Raw genomic sequence first — 15,059 nt, forward strand, 5'->3', positions numbered from 1 at the left:
GAATGAGTCCACGGCACGGTTAAACCCTTGCCCACTCATGATAAAGCGCACACATTTACTTTCACTCATAGGCATAACCGGCATGGTTTTAGGACTGGCGTGGTTCTTTTATCTTTCACCTCGTCCTTACAATGCAAACTTCATTCAACCTGATCTTAAGCTTTACAATAAAGCCCCTTCCACTCTCAATCACCGCGGGACGCCGGAAGGTCTGTATTGGTTAAGCTTTACAACACCCGGAAGAATTTTTGCCTTAGATAAGCTTCTTCTTCGCACCCGCAATTGCGTTCATTCTCTTACAACAACTAAAGGGGATTGGAATATCCCGACCGAGCTTTCAAAAGTTTGTGACAATAAAAAAGGTCTTTCGCTGACAAAAACGGCGGCCTTTCTTTTTAGCGAAACGCAATGGCATATTGCTGGTAGCACTCGCGGGGACCTTCACGGAGTGATCTTAGATAAAGATTGGTCTGAGCCAAAACTTGTGGGTGGACTTATTTTTTTCCTTCTGAGTTTAAGTGTACTGCTCTTCGCACTTATTCCCGCCGATGATAATTCAGAACGTATCGCCGTTGTTTTTGCTCTTTGCGGAGCCTTCGTTCTGCGCTTTTGGTTTGTGTTTATTACCTATCCACCCGAGTTCAGTCTTTTTTCCGATATGTCGGCTTATTTTCAAAGAGCATGGGAAATTTCACGGCATTCCTTCAATGCCAATCAACTTTTTCAACCGATTGGATTCACGCTTTGGTCACAATGGATTCGCGATCTTGGAGGCTTTGAGCTTTTCAATTGGACTCAAGTTTTCTTTTCTTGGGGCATCGTCGTACTGATCTATCTTATGGTGCGAGAACGATTTGGAAGACTGGCGGGATTCATCAGTCTTTTCTTTGCAGCGATTCATATTCCTCAGGCTGCTATGGCGTCCTTGCATCTGGCTGAAAATGCCTATGCCTTTTTAATCACGCTTTCCTTGTATTTTATTTTAAAGACTTTAAAGAAAGAAAGATGGACCGGTTACTTTCTTATCGGCGCCCTTTTAATGACGGCTTTTTACTTTAAAGGAAATCACGCGTTTTTCTTACCGGCATTTTCTTTGTGGTTACTCTATCGTGATCGCAAAAATCTGCTTCAAGGAATCTCCAAGGTGTTTGCATTAGGATTGGGCTGTATGCTCATCGCCATTCCCCATCTTGTTTGGACGAAGGCTCATTATGGGAAATCTTACCTAGGACCTACCGCTGGCGCTTTGAACTTTGTTGAAGGAAAATGTCCCTCTAAAGACAACCAAGATTCACAAGGCAGTCGTTGGATGTCGCCTCTTTTTACGGTGACGGGCGAAAGAACCTTCAAACAGTGGCCTCGTCCTTTCACAGATCAGAACTACTTTTGGAACGAGGGCTTCAAATGTATTCAAGAAAATCCCTGGGTACTCGCTGAAAGCTTTCGCTATGTTTACTATTTGTTTGCCGGAAATATGTTATGGCCTGTAGGTGAAACGCCGATGCGTTCGCTCTTCTTGGACTGGGAAGAGTTCTTTCACTTCTTCCTTCTTCCTTTCACCGTGATCGGGGCTCTAGCTTACGCAAGAAAGAATGACGACTATTCGAAAGTCGCCGCTTTATTGATGTTAACCCTATTTTTCACTGTGTGGTTTTTCAAATCTGAAAACAGGTTTCGCGTCCCTTTCGACGCGGTCCTTATTATCTGGTCGTCGGCCGGTTTAGCATGGGCTTTTGAGAGAGTAAGAGCCTTGCTTCCCACGCGCGATCCGGAAATGGAAGAAGCTTACGAAGGTCGCGGAATTTGACGTTTATTCGGACGCTGCTTTTTATTTCGTTTTAAGTAGCGACCGAATTGTTTCATCACCCAAAGATGAAAGTAAGCTTGTGTCCATCGATACACATACCAAGGCATGCGTGGAACAAAATCATGGATGGCGGCAATGACGGCTTTACCACCAAGGATCTCGCGAAACTCCAGTCGGCCCCGCTCCGTTTTTGCCGCTAACAATCCGCCTCGCACATAAAAGAGCTGACGATGAGACCAGCTTCGTTCGGGCGCATATTCCAACACCAAAAGTTTTGTATCTGGAAAACGCCAACGGAAATAAACCCAACGACCCTCGACATCCACTTTTAAAAAGGCCGGCAGTGTCGGTAAAAAATCCAAGTAGGCGTGCGCCACCGACTCTGCTGTTTTTCCGGGCGGCAAAGGCAAGCGTTGGACAGAACGCACGACGTGCTTACCGACTTCAGTGCCTTTGAATGCCAACGGTTTCTTATGCGGATCGTAGTCAATCAACGCTTCTTTTAAGGCCATGTCGACATCGGCAAAATTATGATTGGGAATTACCAAGGCGCGCTTGGGATCAATCAATAAATCATATCGCAAACCTTTGACTAAAGGTGACACCAAAGACCAAGGAGCTTGAGTTATCAAACAAACCCACAACGTTGAAAGCTGCGGAGTTAAAAAGGGAAAGCGAAGCATTGAGCGCTTCAATCCCATTTGATCGGCTATTTTCTGCATCATCTCTCGATAACTAATCGCCGTTCCGCCAATATCGAAAACTTTATTATAGGTATCACCGTTTTCAGCACAGTAAAGAATGCTTTGAACCACGTCCTTCAAAGCGACGGGCTGACTCAAAGTGTTCGTCCACGAGGGACAAATCATCAAGGGCAGTCGAGCTACTAAGCGAGCCATGATTTGAAATGAAGACCCCTCCGGTCCCAGAATAATCGCCGCCCGCAAAACGGTTGCGGGAATAGTGCTGTTTTTAAAAACCTCTTCCACTTCCCAGCGACTTCGTAAATGTCGCGATAAATCCGGAGCATTATCCGGGCGCATTCCGCCCAGATAAATGATTTGCTTCACATGATTTTTCTCCGCCGCGCGCACGAAGTTATCAGCCACGATCAAATCAAAATCATCAAAGGTTCCTTGAGTCAGGTGCGCGGAAGGACGCATGGAATGGACTAAATAAATTGCGACGTCCACATCCTTTAAAGCCTTTTCCGCGTCCAGCAAACTAAAAAGATCGCAGGCCCGCCATTCAACTTCACTGTCAGATTTAGCTTTCTTTGCGGAGCGACTCAGAGCAATCACCTGATGGCTCTTTTTAAGCTCTTGAATAAGAGCTTTCCCCACAAATCCGCTGGCTCCCGCTACGGCGATTTTCATTTAAAAAAACTCCTTCTGACCTAAAGCCAGCACCTTGACAAATTTTTTTTCGAACACATGGGGCTTTACGTTTTTTATTTTAAGGACTTTCACTGCCTTGACAAGAAAATCTCCAATCCCATGTTTGAAGTGTAAGAACTCAAAGACTCTTAAAGGAGGTTTTTATGAGAACACTCACACCCTATATGACAAATCGCAGACCTTTTGCCACAGATCTTTTTGACGAAGTAGAGCGCATGTTTGAAAGCTTTGCTACGTCTGCAAATACGAATTCTGAGCGTAGTTTTACACCTGCATTTGAAGTCTCTGAAACAGAAGATCATTACTTGCTAGGTGTCGATCTGCCTGGAATTAAAAAAGAAGATCTTAAAATTGAGCTGAACGACAACGTTCTAAGTATCTCAGGCGAAAGAAAACGCGGTAACAGCGCGGAATCTTTCACGAAGAGATTCACTTTGCCAAAAACCGTAGACGTCGAAAAAATCGAAGCAAACTACGAGGATGGCGTGCTCAATATGTATTTACCTAAAGCAGCTGCTGCGAAACCTCGCAGCATCGAAATTCAATCTAAATCCGGCGGCTTTTTTGAAAAGCTGATCGGTTCTAAAAAAGTGGGTGAGGACACATCCTCTACGAACTCAGCTCACTAATCCCTCTTCCCTAGGGCTCGGCTCCCCGCCGAGCCCTCTCTTTTTTGACAACCCCTCCCCGCTCCCTTAGACTGAGATTATGAATTACCAAGCCATCATTGATTTTTGGTTCGAGGAAATTGATCCCAGTCTGTGGTTCATGAAAGATGAACTTTTTGATCAGCAAATCCGCCGCCGCTTTTTCGATGTTTTTAAAGACGTCGTCGCAGGAAAAACTCATGCCTGGCGTGGGACACCTGAAGGTCGTCTTGCTGAAATTATTGTGCTTGATCAATTTTCCAGAAATCTTTTTCGCGATTCTTCGCAGGCTTTCGCACAAGATGAATTAGCCCTGCATTTAGCGAAAGAAGCTATTCGTGTCGGTGACGATCAACGCCTGCCTGTCGTACAAAGACATTTCTTTTACATGCCCTTTATGCACAGTGAAGACTTGCAAGCGCACGAAGAGGCAGTGAAACTTTTTTCACAAAAAGGTCTCGAGAACGGTCTTAAATTTGAATTGATGCATAAAAAAATCATCGAAACCTATGGTCGTTACCCGCACCGAAATAAAGCTCTTGGACGCATTTCAACGCCCGAAGAACTTGAATTTTTAAAGCAGCCCGGTTCTTCATTCTAAAAGGCGGTTGCCCTCTTTCTGGCAAACGGTCATACTGATTTCAGAGAGGTCTGTTTTGGATAAAAAGAAACTGGTAGAAGCCATTCGCACACAGCTGGAAAACGATTTGTCCGTTGCCAAACAGGCCGCACTAGCCACTTACGAAGCCGCGACCCATGAAGAAAGCAAACCTGAAAATGAGTATGACACTCGGGGTTTGGAAGCTTCTTATCTGGCGGGGGCTCAAGCAAAAAGAATTTCTGAGATTGAAGAGCTTTTGGTCATCCTTAAGCACTTGGATGTTAAGACTTTCGGTCCCGGTGACAAAATCAATTCTACCGCTCTGGTTGAAGTTGAATTCAACGGAAAACACAGTTTCTTTTTCATCGTCGTCAAAGGCGGTGGCGTGAACGTCAAATTTGAGGGACGTACAGTTCAAATCGTCACGCCCAGCAGCCCTTTAGGAGAAGCGCTCCAAGATCTTCGCCAAGGAGACATCGCCGTTGTCGAAAATGGCGATCAGGTGCGCGAATACGAAATCATCAATATTTGGTAGGGACTGGAATTTTATTTAACTCCGCCATGACGGCTTTTGCTTTTTTTTGACGAAGAGCCTTCCAATCCTTACCGGCTGTACCCGCTGATAAATCCGTCAAAAAAGCCCATTCGGGATGAACTTTGTCAGTGCTTGCCGTTTCTTTGAGCCACAATTTCCCGAAAGCGGCAAAACTCATTTTCTTTCCCTGAATCCAAATTTCCCGAGACAATTCTTGCGCTAAAGCCCCGAAACGGAATTTTCCACCGGTGATTTCTTGGAGCACCTTCAGAACCTTTGCCTCACGATTTTTATACAAGCCAAATAACAAAGGAGTTTTGCCGTCGATTTTTGCGGGAACTTTTTGAGCGATCATTTTGTTAGCAATAACGGAAGGCCCTGGAACTTTTCCGGACTTCAAATAAGTGCGGACTCGGTCTAACACCACTCCTTTTCGATCCAGTTCAGAAGTCTTTTTTAGAACGCCTTTTTTATACTCCGCATGGATGTTTAAGGGAAGATCATGCAAACGACAGAACCTCTTAATCTCTTGCATATTTAGATAGTTGAGGTCTGCTAAAAGTTCTTTTTGCTGCGACTGTGTCAGATGAGAAATCAATGAGCCCAATGCCGATCCTTGCTGTTTTAAAAATCTTAGCATAGGATCCAAATCCATGGGAAATGCAATTCAAGACGTCGTTATCATCACTACTGGTGGAACCATCGAAAAAACTTACAACGAGTTCGATGGCTCACTTGAAAATCGCGGAACAAGCATCCGCAACCGCATTCTTTCGAAAATGCGCCTTCCCTACACGAACATCATGGTTTATCCGCTTTTAAGCAAAGACTCTTTGTACATGACGGATGCCGATCGTGCCTTAATCTCGGCCACCATCAAAGATCAAATGCAAAGAGGATGTCCGATCGTTATTTTGCATGGCACAGATACTATGAGTGTCACGGCGGAACATTGTTATCAGGTTTTGGGAACACCTGCCGTACCCGTCGTGTTTACTGGAGCTATGATTCCGATGGGGTTTGAAGACAGCGATGCGGCTCAAAACGTCACGGAAGCTCTGTTGACCGCAAAACTTATGCAACCTGGTTTTTACATTTCCTTTCACAACCAAGTATTCACGGTTCCTCACGTTCGCAAGAACAGAGAAAAAGGGACTTTCGAAAGTTTCTAGTCTTAAAATCTCACTTTGAGTCTCACGGTATCTAAGAAAACTCCGAGAAGAAGTCTTTAGACTTATCGAGGAGTGCAGCTTGAAATTCTTTTCCTTAATTTTAGCTTCCGTTTTTGTTCTGATCTCGTGCACGCACTTCCAGACGAAAGTCCAGCCTCAGGCTTCTTATGACACTTTGGTTCCATTGCAGCTTAACGAGGAACGCATTCCTGCGGCTGAAGAAATGAACTGGTGGTCGGCGAATGCCTCCCAGGTCGAAAAAGCCACTTGTCGCGTAAAGCTTCCGACAGCAACAAAAGATATTCTGGATTATTACGCTAAAAAACCCGCGAGCCCCGGATACGAAGGCGGTCACGTTTACATCAGCGGAATTCTTCTTGAAGATGAACGACCCGAACTTGTTCTGGCCTTAGCGAAACTTCTTTCGCCGGCGCGCGAACAAACCATTGAGGGAGCACCAAAAAACTTTCAAGAGGCGTTTAACGTAAACCCTCAGTGTAAAAAAGCCTTGTGTGCGTCTCAGAAAATTTTCGGCGCAGCGGTCGGACCGCAAATGATGTACTTGATGGAGCAGTTTGATGTGAACACCTCTCGCTACTCCTTCAAGAACGCCGATGCTTTTAGCAGCTCGGAAATTGCAGACGTCATTCGCGTTTTTGAATTAATCCGTCCCGAGCAAATTCCCTTTCAATCAAATAAGCAGTTGATCAAGTTTAAGCGCGGCTACACTCGAGCCGCTTATGGCAGTGATGGAGATACGGTTTTAGCCAATGCCTCGATAGAGCTTTTTGACAGTTGGTCACGTCAGTCTTCGATCATGCGTCAGTACACACTTTATCATGAAGTGGCTCATAACTATTCTGACAATCATTTTTCCGATTACGACAGATCCAATGCTTGGTTGGCCTTAAGTAATTGGAAAGAAAATTCTAACGGAGAGTTTGAAGCTCAGAAAAGAAAAGCCCAGCAAGGGCACCCCTTCGTCTCTCGCTATGGGGAAACAAATCCTTTTGAAGATTTTGCGGAAAGCGTGACAGCTTATCGCTTTAATCCCACACTTCTAAAAAGAACCTCATCAAGCAAATACAACCTGATCAAACTTTTAGTTTTTGACGGACTGGAGTTTACTTCTAATGCCGCGTGCTCTCAGCCGACACTGAAAACACAGTATCAAAAGCAAGTAGATGCCGGAATTTCATTTTCTCGCGAGCAAAAAGACGCCATTAAAAACTCGTGTCGCCAAAGCTATTATCAAAGTATCGTGGGACGTTCTCCGGTGAGTTTCTTCGCGAACTGCGTCGACTATGAAGCCACCCAAGTTTGGCAAAAGCAAAACATCAATAAATTTCCGGGCCTCGTTCCGCAATCGCTTTACGACGAAAAACTGCGTATTAGTAATTTAAAATTTAAAGGCTTGAAAAAAGAGCTGACTCAAGAGTTGGCACCTGAAGCAGCGGATTGGATTTTAGACGTCGTGAAGATTTATACTTATCGCATGAAGCCCGAGATGACGAATAGTGAATACTGCGACGTATGGGCCGAAATAAAAAACCGTGTCTATCCTAGTATCAATACCCAAAGTGAATGGCGTCGCAATAGCTACCTCATCGTCAGAGATTATTCTCCGAACGAAGGGGCCGCTCGCGGTCTGTGTCTTGATTTAGTGCAAGGTTTTACGCCAAGATCCAAATCCACTGTAAGTAGCATTAAATCCTGGGTGAAAGAAAAAGCTCTGATCGAAAGCCAAGAGCCCTTGCAAGAGCGAGGCATCACTCGCGAAACTTTATTAAAATACATTTTAGATCGAACGGATTTAAAATAAAAAAAGGCGTCTTATCCAGACGCCTTTTCATTAGAACCAAGCTTCAAACTGGTAACCAAAACTTGTTCCGGCCGTTTTATCTCTAAAGGCCGAATTTGCTCCGCCAATGATTTCCTTATTCGAGTTCGACCACATAGAGTGACTGACGAAAGCTCTCATTACCGGGCGCCCCCAGATCGTTTTACTGAAAGACAACTGCGGAGCTAACGACACACGACTCAACTCGCGCGCTCCCACGGGATTTCCGCCTCCATCCACTTCTGATTCGTCTTTGAAGCGAGAATAACCTGTTTCAAAAACCCATTGAAAGCGATCCGAGACAAAATAAATCGGACGAATACCGATCTCTTGCCATTCACGGTGATTGTTTTCATCATTTCCGTTGTCACCGATTTCAGCCGCAAAGCCGAACATCACCGCCCAGCGATCGGTTACATCGTGATTCCAATCTTCCACTAAACGCAACGTCCAGGCTTTGTTCTGACTGTCGTCTGTTGAAGGAACGGCACTGCTTGCGTAGATATTTAAATCTTTCATCGCGCCTTTACCGTATAAGATTGTCGTATTGTTATTTCCATCAAGCACAGAACCATTCAAGCGCGCTGAAATCGAATATCCATTCGTATCGATGTACGATGTTGTTCCATCAGAACTTGCTTGGGCCCAAGCGTAAACGCCCCACAAATTTAAATTTTGTTCGGCAAAAACGGGAATCGTTTTCCAACGAAGATCCACCGCTTGCAACACGGGACGACCTGCCGTGGTTGCGGAAAGATCATCATTTGCTTGAATCAAATGCGCGATCGCAAATTTTCCACCGGCATCGACAGGAATATTATCAATCCCCGCTCCAACACCGCTCATATCCGCATAGTAGTACCAGTCAAAAATGTACAAATCGACGTCACGGTAAAAGCGTTTTCCAACCCAGAATTCTCCAGGAATATCGGTAAATCCACCCGCCGTAACGAAGGCTTCGATTTGACTCATGTCCCTATTTGCCGCAGCTTCCCACTGACGTGTCCCTTTGGAATTGAACATCAAACGGACCTGCGTTCTAAAAAATACCGAGTCTTGTTCCTCAGGTTTTTTATGGTGGAACACCATCGCAAGTTCCGAATAGAAACCGCACTCATTACCTAAACGTAGGAAATTACCAGGGATTCCGGAATTGAAAAAACAATCTTGTTTTCCACCTTCGAAATTCACTCCCGTTCCGCCACGTAAGTAGCCAATAAAATCCGCGTTCATGGCAAAGCTCACGGACGATGACAACATACAAATTACGAACCACTTAATACTTTTCACCCTCACCTCTTGAAAAAGCTGAGGCTTACCCATAAAGTCTGCGCCTGACTACACATTACGCAGAGAGACTGAAGCTTTTACTTGAGGGGGATGCTTGCGCAAAAAGTCTTGGAGTTTTCTATGCTTAGTTTTCTTCTATTGCTTACCTGCAATCGCTGGCGACGCACGTGCCAAGTGGATTGATGCCACTCAATTGAAGCTCAAACTTCCTCCAGGTTTTTATGTCAGTGCAAGCACACAATTCTATTTCGTCGATGGCTCTTTGCCGTTAGCACAGAACACTCCCATCAACCTTCCGGTTATTTCCGTACAAGGTGCCTATGCGTGGCTTAGTACGGCTCACATAAAAAAATCGAATATCGACTCTTTGATTCGTAAGCCTTTGAAGGTCGTGATCACTGCCAACAACCGAACACTTTTAGATTCTACAAGTGTGCAATACGCAGGACTTTTAGATTCTTCTTACTTCTATGAAGGCGATGATTTAGGAGCTAACTGCGAGTCTCACTGTGACGTGAAACTTTGGGCCCCGACGGCTCAGAACGTGCGATTGCATCTTTTCCGCACGAGCACTGATGAAGTCCCCGCCGCGATTTTAGAGGGAGACCGCCTTGATCAAGGTGTGTGGCATTTTCCTCTTTCTCGCAGTTACGAAAATTATTTCTACCTTTACGAAGTGACGAGCTTTCAGCCTTTGACGAATAAGATCGAGACTTATTTAGTCACTGATCCTTACAGCAAATCTCTTTCGATCAACGGTGAAAAGTCTCAACTCGTCAGCTTGACTTCGTCGAATACGACTCCGCAAGGCTGGGAGTCTTTGCAAAAGCCAGCGCTGAACTCTTTGAATGATTCAATCATTTATGAACTTCACCTTAGAGATTTCAGCGCCAATGAAAACAGCATCCCCCCGGATTATCGCGGAACATATTTGGCATTCACTTTCGAGCGTGCTTCTGGTGTTCAACATCTGAAGGACCTCGCAGATGCAGGTTTAACCCACGTTCATCTTCTACCGTTCAATGATTTTGGCAGCGTGAATGAAAGAAAAAGCGAGTGGGACAACTATCAAGGTCCAAGCTCAAACTTGCAAGAGCCCCAAAGCCTTATCGGCGGCATGAGAACTTCCGATCCCTTCAACTGGGGTTATGATCCTGTTCATTACCTGACTCCTGAAGGCAGTTATGCAGTGGATGCGGATGGCGCTTCCCGCGTAAAAGAAGTTCGTGAAATGGTCGCCGCTATCAACAATATCGGTTTGCGCGTTGTTCAAGACGTCGTTTTGAACCACACCTATCAAGGGGGCGCAGAACCCTATTCTGTCTTCGATAAAATCGTGCCACTTTATTACTATCGCGTCGATGAAGAGGGTCGCACTTTCAAGAGCTCTTGTTGCAACGACACAGCCAGTGAACATCGCATGATGGAAAAGCTGATGATTGATAGTGTTCTTCACTGGGCGCGCACTTATAAACTCGATGGCTTCCGTTTTGATTTAATGTCTTTCCATTCGCGTGGCACTATGGCTCGCATTCGCGATGCGGTTCGTGGCTTGACTCTGCAAAACGATGGCGTCGATGGATCTAAGATTCTTCTTTACGGTGAAGGCTGGAGTTTTGGCTCTTTCTTCGACTCAAATCCCAAAGAAGCCATGACGATTGAAAACTCCTACGGCACGGAGTATGGCTTCTTCAACGATCGCCTGCGTGACGCCGTCCGTGGTGGAACAACTTCAGCCGCTGAAAAATCCGATCAAGGTTTTGCGACCGGTCTTTACTTCGACTTTAACGAAGAGCCCGCAAATCGCAACACACCGATCTACTTAGAAGATCAAAGAGGCAAACTTCTTCATTTAGGCGATGTGATCAAAGTAGGGCTTGCGGGAAATATTGCTGAATTTGAATTTAAAGAACACTTGGGCCATACGATTCGCGCTAATGATTTAAAATTCCGTGGCGCCCCGGTCGCCTTTGCGAACGAAGCTTTGGAAACTATTAACTATGTTTCCGCGCATGATGGTTATGGATTGTGGGATGCGGTTCAGGCTAAAGCTCCATTTAACAACTACAATCGCACCCCTTCTATTGCGAGCAGCGAAGAACGTCGTCGCATGCACCAGTTGGCACTATCTATTCCTATGTTAGGCCAGGGTTTACCTTTCATTGAATCCGGCACCGAGTTGCTACGTTCTAAAAATGGCGACCAAGACAGTTATGATTCGGGCGACTTCTTCAATCGCATTGATTGGAAAGGCACGACAAACTATTGGGGTGCAGGACTTCCTCCAGCATGGAAGAATTTAAACGACTGGGCCTTCTGGCAACCACGTCTGATGGCACCAGAAATGAAAGTTTCAGCGGCTCAAATTCAAAGAACAAAAGAATATTTCAAAGGTCTTTTGCGAGTTCGTCAAAGCAGTCCGTTATTTAAATTAAATACTTCTGAAGCCATTGCTCAGCACTTAAGTTTCATCGATAACGAAACATCTGCAGAGCCAGGGCTGATCGCGATGCTTTTGAAAAACGATAGCGAAGCTTTATTGGTCCTTTTCAATGCTTCTCGCGAAGCGCGCACATTTTCGAATGCAAAACTTCGTTATAACTGGAAACTTCATCCGTTGTTTGATGAAGCAGTCGATCCACTTTTGTCTCAAGTTGTTTTACAACCTTCACAAAGACTGGTGCAAATTCCTGGTCGCACGACGGTGATTCTTCAACTCTTGAATAATGCTAATCGGAATTATTAATGAAGTTTGGTAAGTTCGCATTTCTTTGTCTTTTATTCTTATGCTCTTTCGCCGAGGCCGCAAAACCTTTGCGTGTTCAGCTTTGGCATCAAATGATCTATGGCCACCGCGTGGTCTTATCAGATGCCTTAAGAGAATTCGAAAAAGAACACCCCGGTATCGTCGTTCAAGAAACTTATCGAGAAACTGAAGAGTTGCGTTCTAGCTATCAAGCAGCCGCCATGGGCGGTTCGGGTCCAGAACTCGTGTTCGGGCCCAGCGATCAGATCGGGCCTTTTGCGACGATGAATATCATCCGTCCTTTGGATGAAGTTCTTGAACCTGATTACTTCAAACAATTTGATCCTTTGGCTATTCCCGTTTACCGCGACAAACATTATATGATTGGTGGCGCCGTCGGTAATCATCTGATGCTCATCTATAATAAGAAATTAATTTCTAAGCCTCCGCAAAATTCCGATGAATTGATTGCGATTGGTAAAGAGCACACTAAGGACTTAAACGGAGACGGAAAAATCGACCGCTATGGTTTGGTTTTTAACTACACGGAACCCTTCTTCTTTGCGCCGTTTATCCCTGCCTTCGGCGAAGCCTTCATGACAGACGACGCAAAGCCCAACTTAAACACGCCGGCTTTGCGCAAGACCTTTGAATTCATTCTGCAACTTCGCGACAAGTACAAGATCATTCCTAAGGAGTGTGACTACGAAACGGCCAATGCTCTGTTTAAACAAGGCAAAGCCGCTATGCTCATCAACGGTGATTGGTCTTGGGGCGATTACAAAGACGCCGGAATGGATTTCGGAATCGCTCGCATCCCGATGATTTCTGAGACTAAAAAGTGGCCAAGTCCTTTGGTGGGAACAGCCGGCTATTCTTTGAACGTCAATATGCAAACTCCGGAACATGAAGAGGCCGCGCTCAAACTTTTGCGCTACCTGACCTCAGAACGAGTGCAATTGATGTTCATGGAGCGTGTGGGTGTCCTGCCATCAAACTTAAGTCTTCGTGACAATCCTGTCGTCAAAAACAATCCCCTGCTTGAAGTGTCTTCAGAAATCATGGAAGTAGGAACTCCCATGCCTGTGGTTCCTGAAATTCGTGGCGTGTGGGACAGTTTACGTATCCAGTACCAAAAACTTTTGGCGAACTCATTGATTCCAGACCAGGCAGCGGAAGGCGCACAAAAACTTGCAGAAGCGCAAATCACGGACATGAACGAGATCCTGCAGCAGGATGCTTCTGCGTTTGTTATTAAAGCGATCATCGTTATTCTTGTACTAGCTCTTGCCTGGATGTCGCGTAAATCTTTTGTTGGATTCTTTCAAGGGTTCAAAGGCCCGCAAAGATTCGTGTACTACATGATGCTTCCGGCGTTCGTGGGAATTTTTGCCGTTATTATCTATCCGTTTTTCTATAATATCGCGATTTCCTTTTCGAACTTCAGTCTTCGCACCTTCCAAGATTGGTCGATCGTGGGCCTTCAACACTACGTCAGTGCGTTGAGCGATCCTAAGTTCTATTCTTTGTTCTTAAAGACAATTATCTGGACGGTCGTGAATGTCTTCTTCCATGTTACGATTGGTGTTTTCTTAGCAGTTATCATCAATCAAGTAATGCCTGCTAAAGGCTTCTGGAGAACGCTGTTCATTATTCCTTGGGCGGTGCCTCAATACATCACAGCTCTTACGTGGCGCGGGATGTTCAATCAAGAGTACGGACCCATCAATCAGTTCCTGCAACAGTTCTTGCATCTGTCTCCAGTGCAGTGGTTGAGTCAGCCTTTCACGGCCTTCACGGCGTGTATTATAACGAATGTGTGGTTGGGTTTCCCATTCATGATGATCGTCGCACTCGGAGGATTGCAGTCCATTCCGCACTCTCTTTATGAAGCCGCTTATTTAGATAAAGCCAATGCATGGCAAAGATTCCGTCATATCACTTTGCCGCTTCTGATGCCGGTGATGGTTCCAGCGGCCCTTTTAGGCTCTATCTGGACATTTAATAATTTGAACATCGTTTGGCTTGTCAGCAATGCCGGCGAACCAGGTGATCAAACTCACATTTTAGTAAGTTACGTTTATAAAGCGGCATTTAACTTGTATCGCTACGGATATGCAGCGGCCGTTTCTGTTCTTATTTTCTTAATTCTTGCTGTATGGAGCTTGGGCTCTTTAGTTGGCCAATACAGAAAGGAGACCAAGTGATTAAAAAAACTTTGGCTTGGTTTAGCATTCTTATTTTTGCGGTGTTTTCGGTCTATCCGATCCTTTACGTACTTTCCGTTTCTTTACGTGGCGACAATGCTTTCCAATCACAATCTTTGGAAATCATCACATCGACTTCCACGCTGAAAAACTTTGTGGATCTTTTCACGAAAACAGATTTCTTGCTCTGGATGCGCAATTCTTTGCTAGTGGCGACGATGACGACTCTTTTGGGCGTGGCCTTCGCTTCAACCAGCGCCTATGCTCTTTCGCGCTATCGCTTCCGCGGTCGCAACATGATGCTCTTTTCGCTGCTGGCGACCCAAATGTTCCCGGCGACCATGCTTATTCTTCCTTTTTACATCATTCTTTCAAAATTGCGTTTGATCGATAGCTTTTGGGGACTTTTCCTTATCTATTCCTCGACGGCTCTTCCTTTCTGCGTGTGGCAGATGAAGGCTTACTACGACACGATTCCTAAAGAGCTTGAAGAAGCGGCCTTGCTCGACGGTTGTTCGCGCTGGATGACTTTTTATAAAATCATTCTGCCTGTCTCTTCGCCGGCTTTAGTGATCACAGCTCTATTTAGTTTTTTAAGCAGTTGGAGTGAATACGTGATTGCGGCCGTGGTCCTGCAAGATCCACATCTTTATACACTGCCATTGGGGCTTCGCTCTTTCCAAGCGAGCATGGCGACACAGTGGGGTCTTTATGCGGCAGGAGCTTTGATCGTCAGCGTTCCAGTTTTGATTTTGTTCATTAGTATCTCCCGCTATTTGGTTTCTGGTTTAACTATGGGTAGCGTGAAGGGTTGATT

12 protein-coding genes are annotated in these 15,059 nt (G+C 45.3%); 9 read left to right on the forward strand and 3 right to left on the reverse strand.

Translation table 11 applies throughout. From position 1 onward, the window contains the following. Nucleotides 1-82 precede the first annotated feature (82 nt). A complete protein-coding gene (locus AZI85_RS01255) occupies nt 83-1,807 on the forward strand; it encodes a glycosyltransferase family 39 protein (RefSeq protein WP_063242368.1) in 1,725 nt (574 codons plus the stop codon). On the opposite strand, the gene AZI85_RS01260 is transcribed toward AZI85_RS01255, so the two are convergent. Beyond that, nucleotides 1,786-3,183, reverse strand: coding sequence for an NAD(P)H-binding protein (locus tag AZI85_RS01260; protein WP_063242369.1), 1,398 nt, complete (start codon nt 3,181-3,183; stop codon nt 1,786-1,788). The two genes, AZI85_RS01255 and AZI85_RS01260, sit on opposite strands and share 22 nt — an antisense overlap. A 164-nt stretch (nt 3,184-3,347) precedes the next feature. Here AZI85_RS01260 and AZI85_RS01265 point away from each other — a divergent pair, with 164 nt between their 5' ends. The 3 genes from AZI85_RS01265 to AZI85_RS01275 all read left to right on the forward strand — a co-directional run bounded on the left by AZI85_RS01265 (nt 3,348) and on the right by AZI85_RS01275 (nt 4,987). Continuing rightward, a complete protein-coding gene (locus AZI85_RS01265) occupies nt 3,348-3,833 on the forward strand; it encodes an Hsp20/alpha crystallin family protein (RefSeq protein WP_063242370.1) in 486 nt (161 codons plus the stop codon). 79 nt (nt 3,834-3,912) lie between these two features. Beyond that, on the forward strand, nt 3,913-4,452 hold the full coding sequence (locus tag AZI85_RS01270) for a DUF924 family protein (RefSeq protein WP_063242371.1): 540 nt from the start codon (nt 3,913-3,915) through the stop codon (nt 4,450-4,452). 55 nt (nt 4,453-4,507) lie between these two features. Beyond that, entirely contained in the window at nt 4,508-4,987 is a 480-nt protein-coding gene (locus AZI85_RS01275; protein ID WP_063242372.1) for a GreA/GreB family elongation factor, read from the forward strand. Here the strand turns inward: AZI85_RS01275 and AZI85_RS01280 are convergent. Then, nucleotides 4,974-5,627 (reverse strand): hypothetical protein, encoded by a 654-nt coding sequence (locus AZI85_RS01280; protein ID WP_172795285.1) that lies wholly within the window; start codon nt 5,625-5,627, stop codon nt 4,974-4,976. The genes AZI85_RS01275 and AZI85_RS01280 overlap by 14 nt on opposite strands. Before the next feature lie 13 nt (nt 5,628-5,640). On the opposite strand from AZI85_RS01280, the gene AZI85_RS01285 reads away from it, so the two are divergent. After that, the gene (locus AZI85_RS01285) at nt 5,641-6,159 is read left to right on the forward strand and encodes an asparaginase domain-containing protein (RefSeq protein WP_063242374.1); all 519 of its coding nucleotides are present in this window, start codon (nt 5,641-5,643) and stop codon (nt 6,157-6,159) included. Between the two features lie 79 nt (nt 6,160-6,238). Continuing rightward, nucleotides 6,239-7,981 carry a hypothetical protein gene (locus tag AZI85_RS01290; RefSeq protein WP_063242375.1) on the forward strand — a complete coding sequence of 581 codons (1,743 nt, stop codon included), beginning with the start codon at nt 6,239-6,241 and terminating at the stop codon, nt 7,979-7,981. A gap of 30 nt (nt 7,982-8,011) precedes the next feature. On the opposite strand, the gene AZI85_RS01295 is transcribed toward AZI85_RS01290, so the two are convergent. Further along, nucleotides 8,012-9,289: a carbohydrate porin gene (locus AZI85_RS01295; RefSeq protein WP_253720776.1), complete on the reverse strand. Its 1,278-nt coding sequence runs from the start codon at nt 9,287-9,289 to the stop codon at nt 8,012-8,014. Between the two features lie 94 nt (nt 9,290-9,383). On the opposite strand from AZI85_RS01295, the gene AZI85_RS01300 reads away from it, so the two are divergent. Genes AZI85_RS01300 through AZI85_RS01310 form a run of 3 tightly spaced genes read left to right on the forward strand, consistent with a single transcriptional unit; the run spans nt 9,384 to nt 15,057 of the window. Then, entirely contained in the window at nt 9,384-12,035 is a 2,652-nt protein-coding gene (locus AZI85_RS01300; RefSeq protein WP_081110871.1) for an alpha-1,6-glucosidase domain-containing protein, read from the forward strand. Next, entirely contained in the window at nt 12,035-14,242 is a 2,208-nt protein-coding gene (locus AZI85_RS01305) for an extracellular solute-binding protein (protein WP_063242376.1), read from the forward strand. The genes AZI85_RS01300 and AZI85_RS01305 overlap by 1 nt, the downstream gene beginning before the upstream one ends. Beyond that, entirely contained in the window at nt 14,239-15,057 is an 819-nt protein-coding gene (locus AZI85_RS01310; protein WP_063242377.1) for a sugar ABC transporter permease, read from the forward strand. The genes AZI85_RS01305 and AZI85_RS01310 overlap by 4 nt, the downstream gene beginning before the upstream one ends. The last annotated feature ends 2 nt before the right edge of the window (nt 15,058-15,059 follow it).

Origin of the sequence: Bdellovibrio bacteriovorus (genome assembly GCF_001592755.1) — a bacterium.
Lineage (GTDB): Bacteria > Bdellovibrionota > Bdellovibrionia > Bdellovibrionales > Bdellovibrionaceae > Bdellovibrio > Bdellovibrio bacteriovorus_E.

Bases quoted from the DNA above. Each gene is read 5' to 3' on its own strand.
- AZI85_RS01255 (WP_063242368.1), top strand. From the start codon at position 83: ATGGTTTTAGGACTGGCGTGGTTCTTTTATCTTTCACCTCGTCCTTAC.
- AZI85_RS01260 (WP_063242369.1), bottom strand. From the start codon at position 3,183: ATGAAAATCGCCGTAGCGGGAGCCAGCGGATTTGTGGGGAAAGCTCTT.
- AZI85_RS01265 (WP_063242370.1), top strand. From the start codon at position 3,348: ATGAGAACACTCACACCCTATATGACAAATCGCAGACCTTTTGCCACA.
- AZI85_RS01270 (WP_063242371.1), top strand. From the start codon at position 3,913: ATGAATTACCAAGCCATCATTGATTTTTGGTTCGAGGAAATTGATCCC.
- AZI85_RS01280 (WP_172795285.1), bottom strand. From the start codon at position 5,627: ATGCTAAGATTTTTAAAACAGCAAGGATCGGCATTGGGCTCATTGATT.
- AZI85_RS01285 (WP_063242374.1), top strand. From the start codon at position 5,641: ATGGGAAATGCAATTCAAGACGTCGTTATCATCACTACTGGTGGAACC.
- AZI85_RS01305 (WP_063242376.1), top strand. From the start codon at position 12,035: ATGAAGTTTGGTAAGTTCGCATTTCTTTGTCTTTTATTCTTATGCTCT.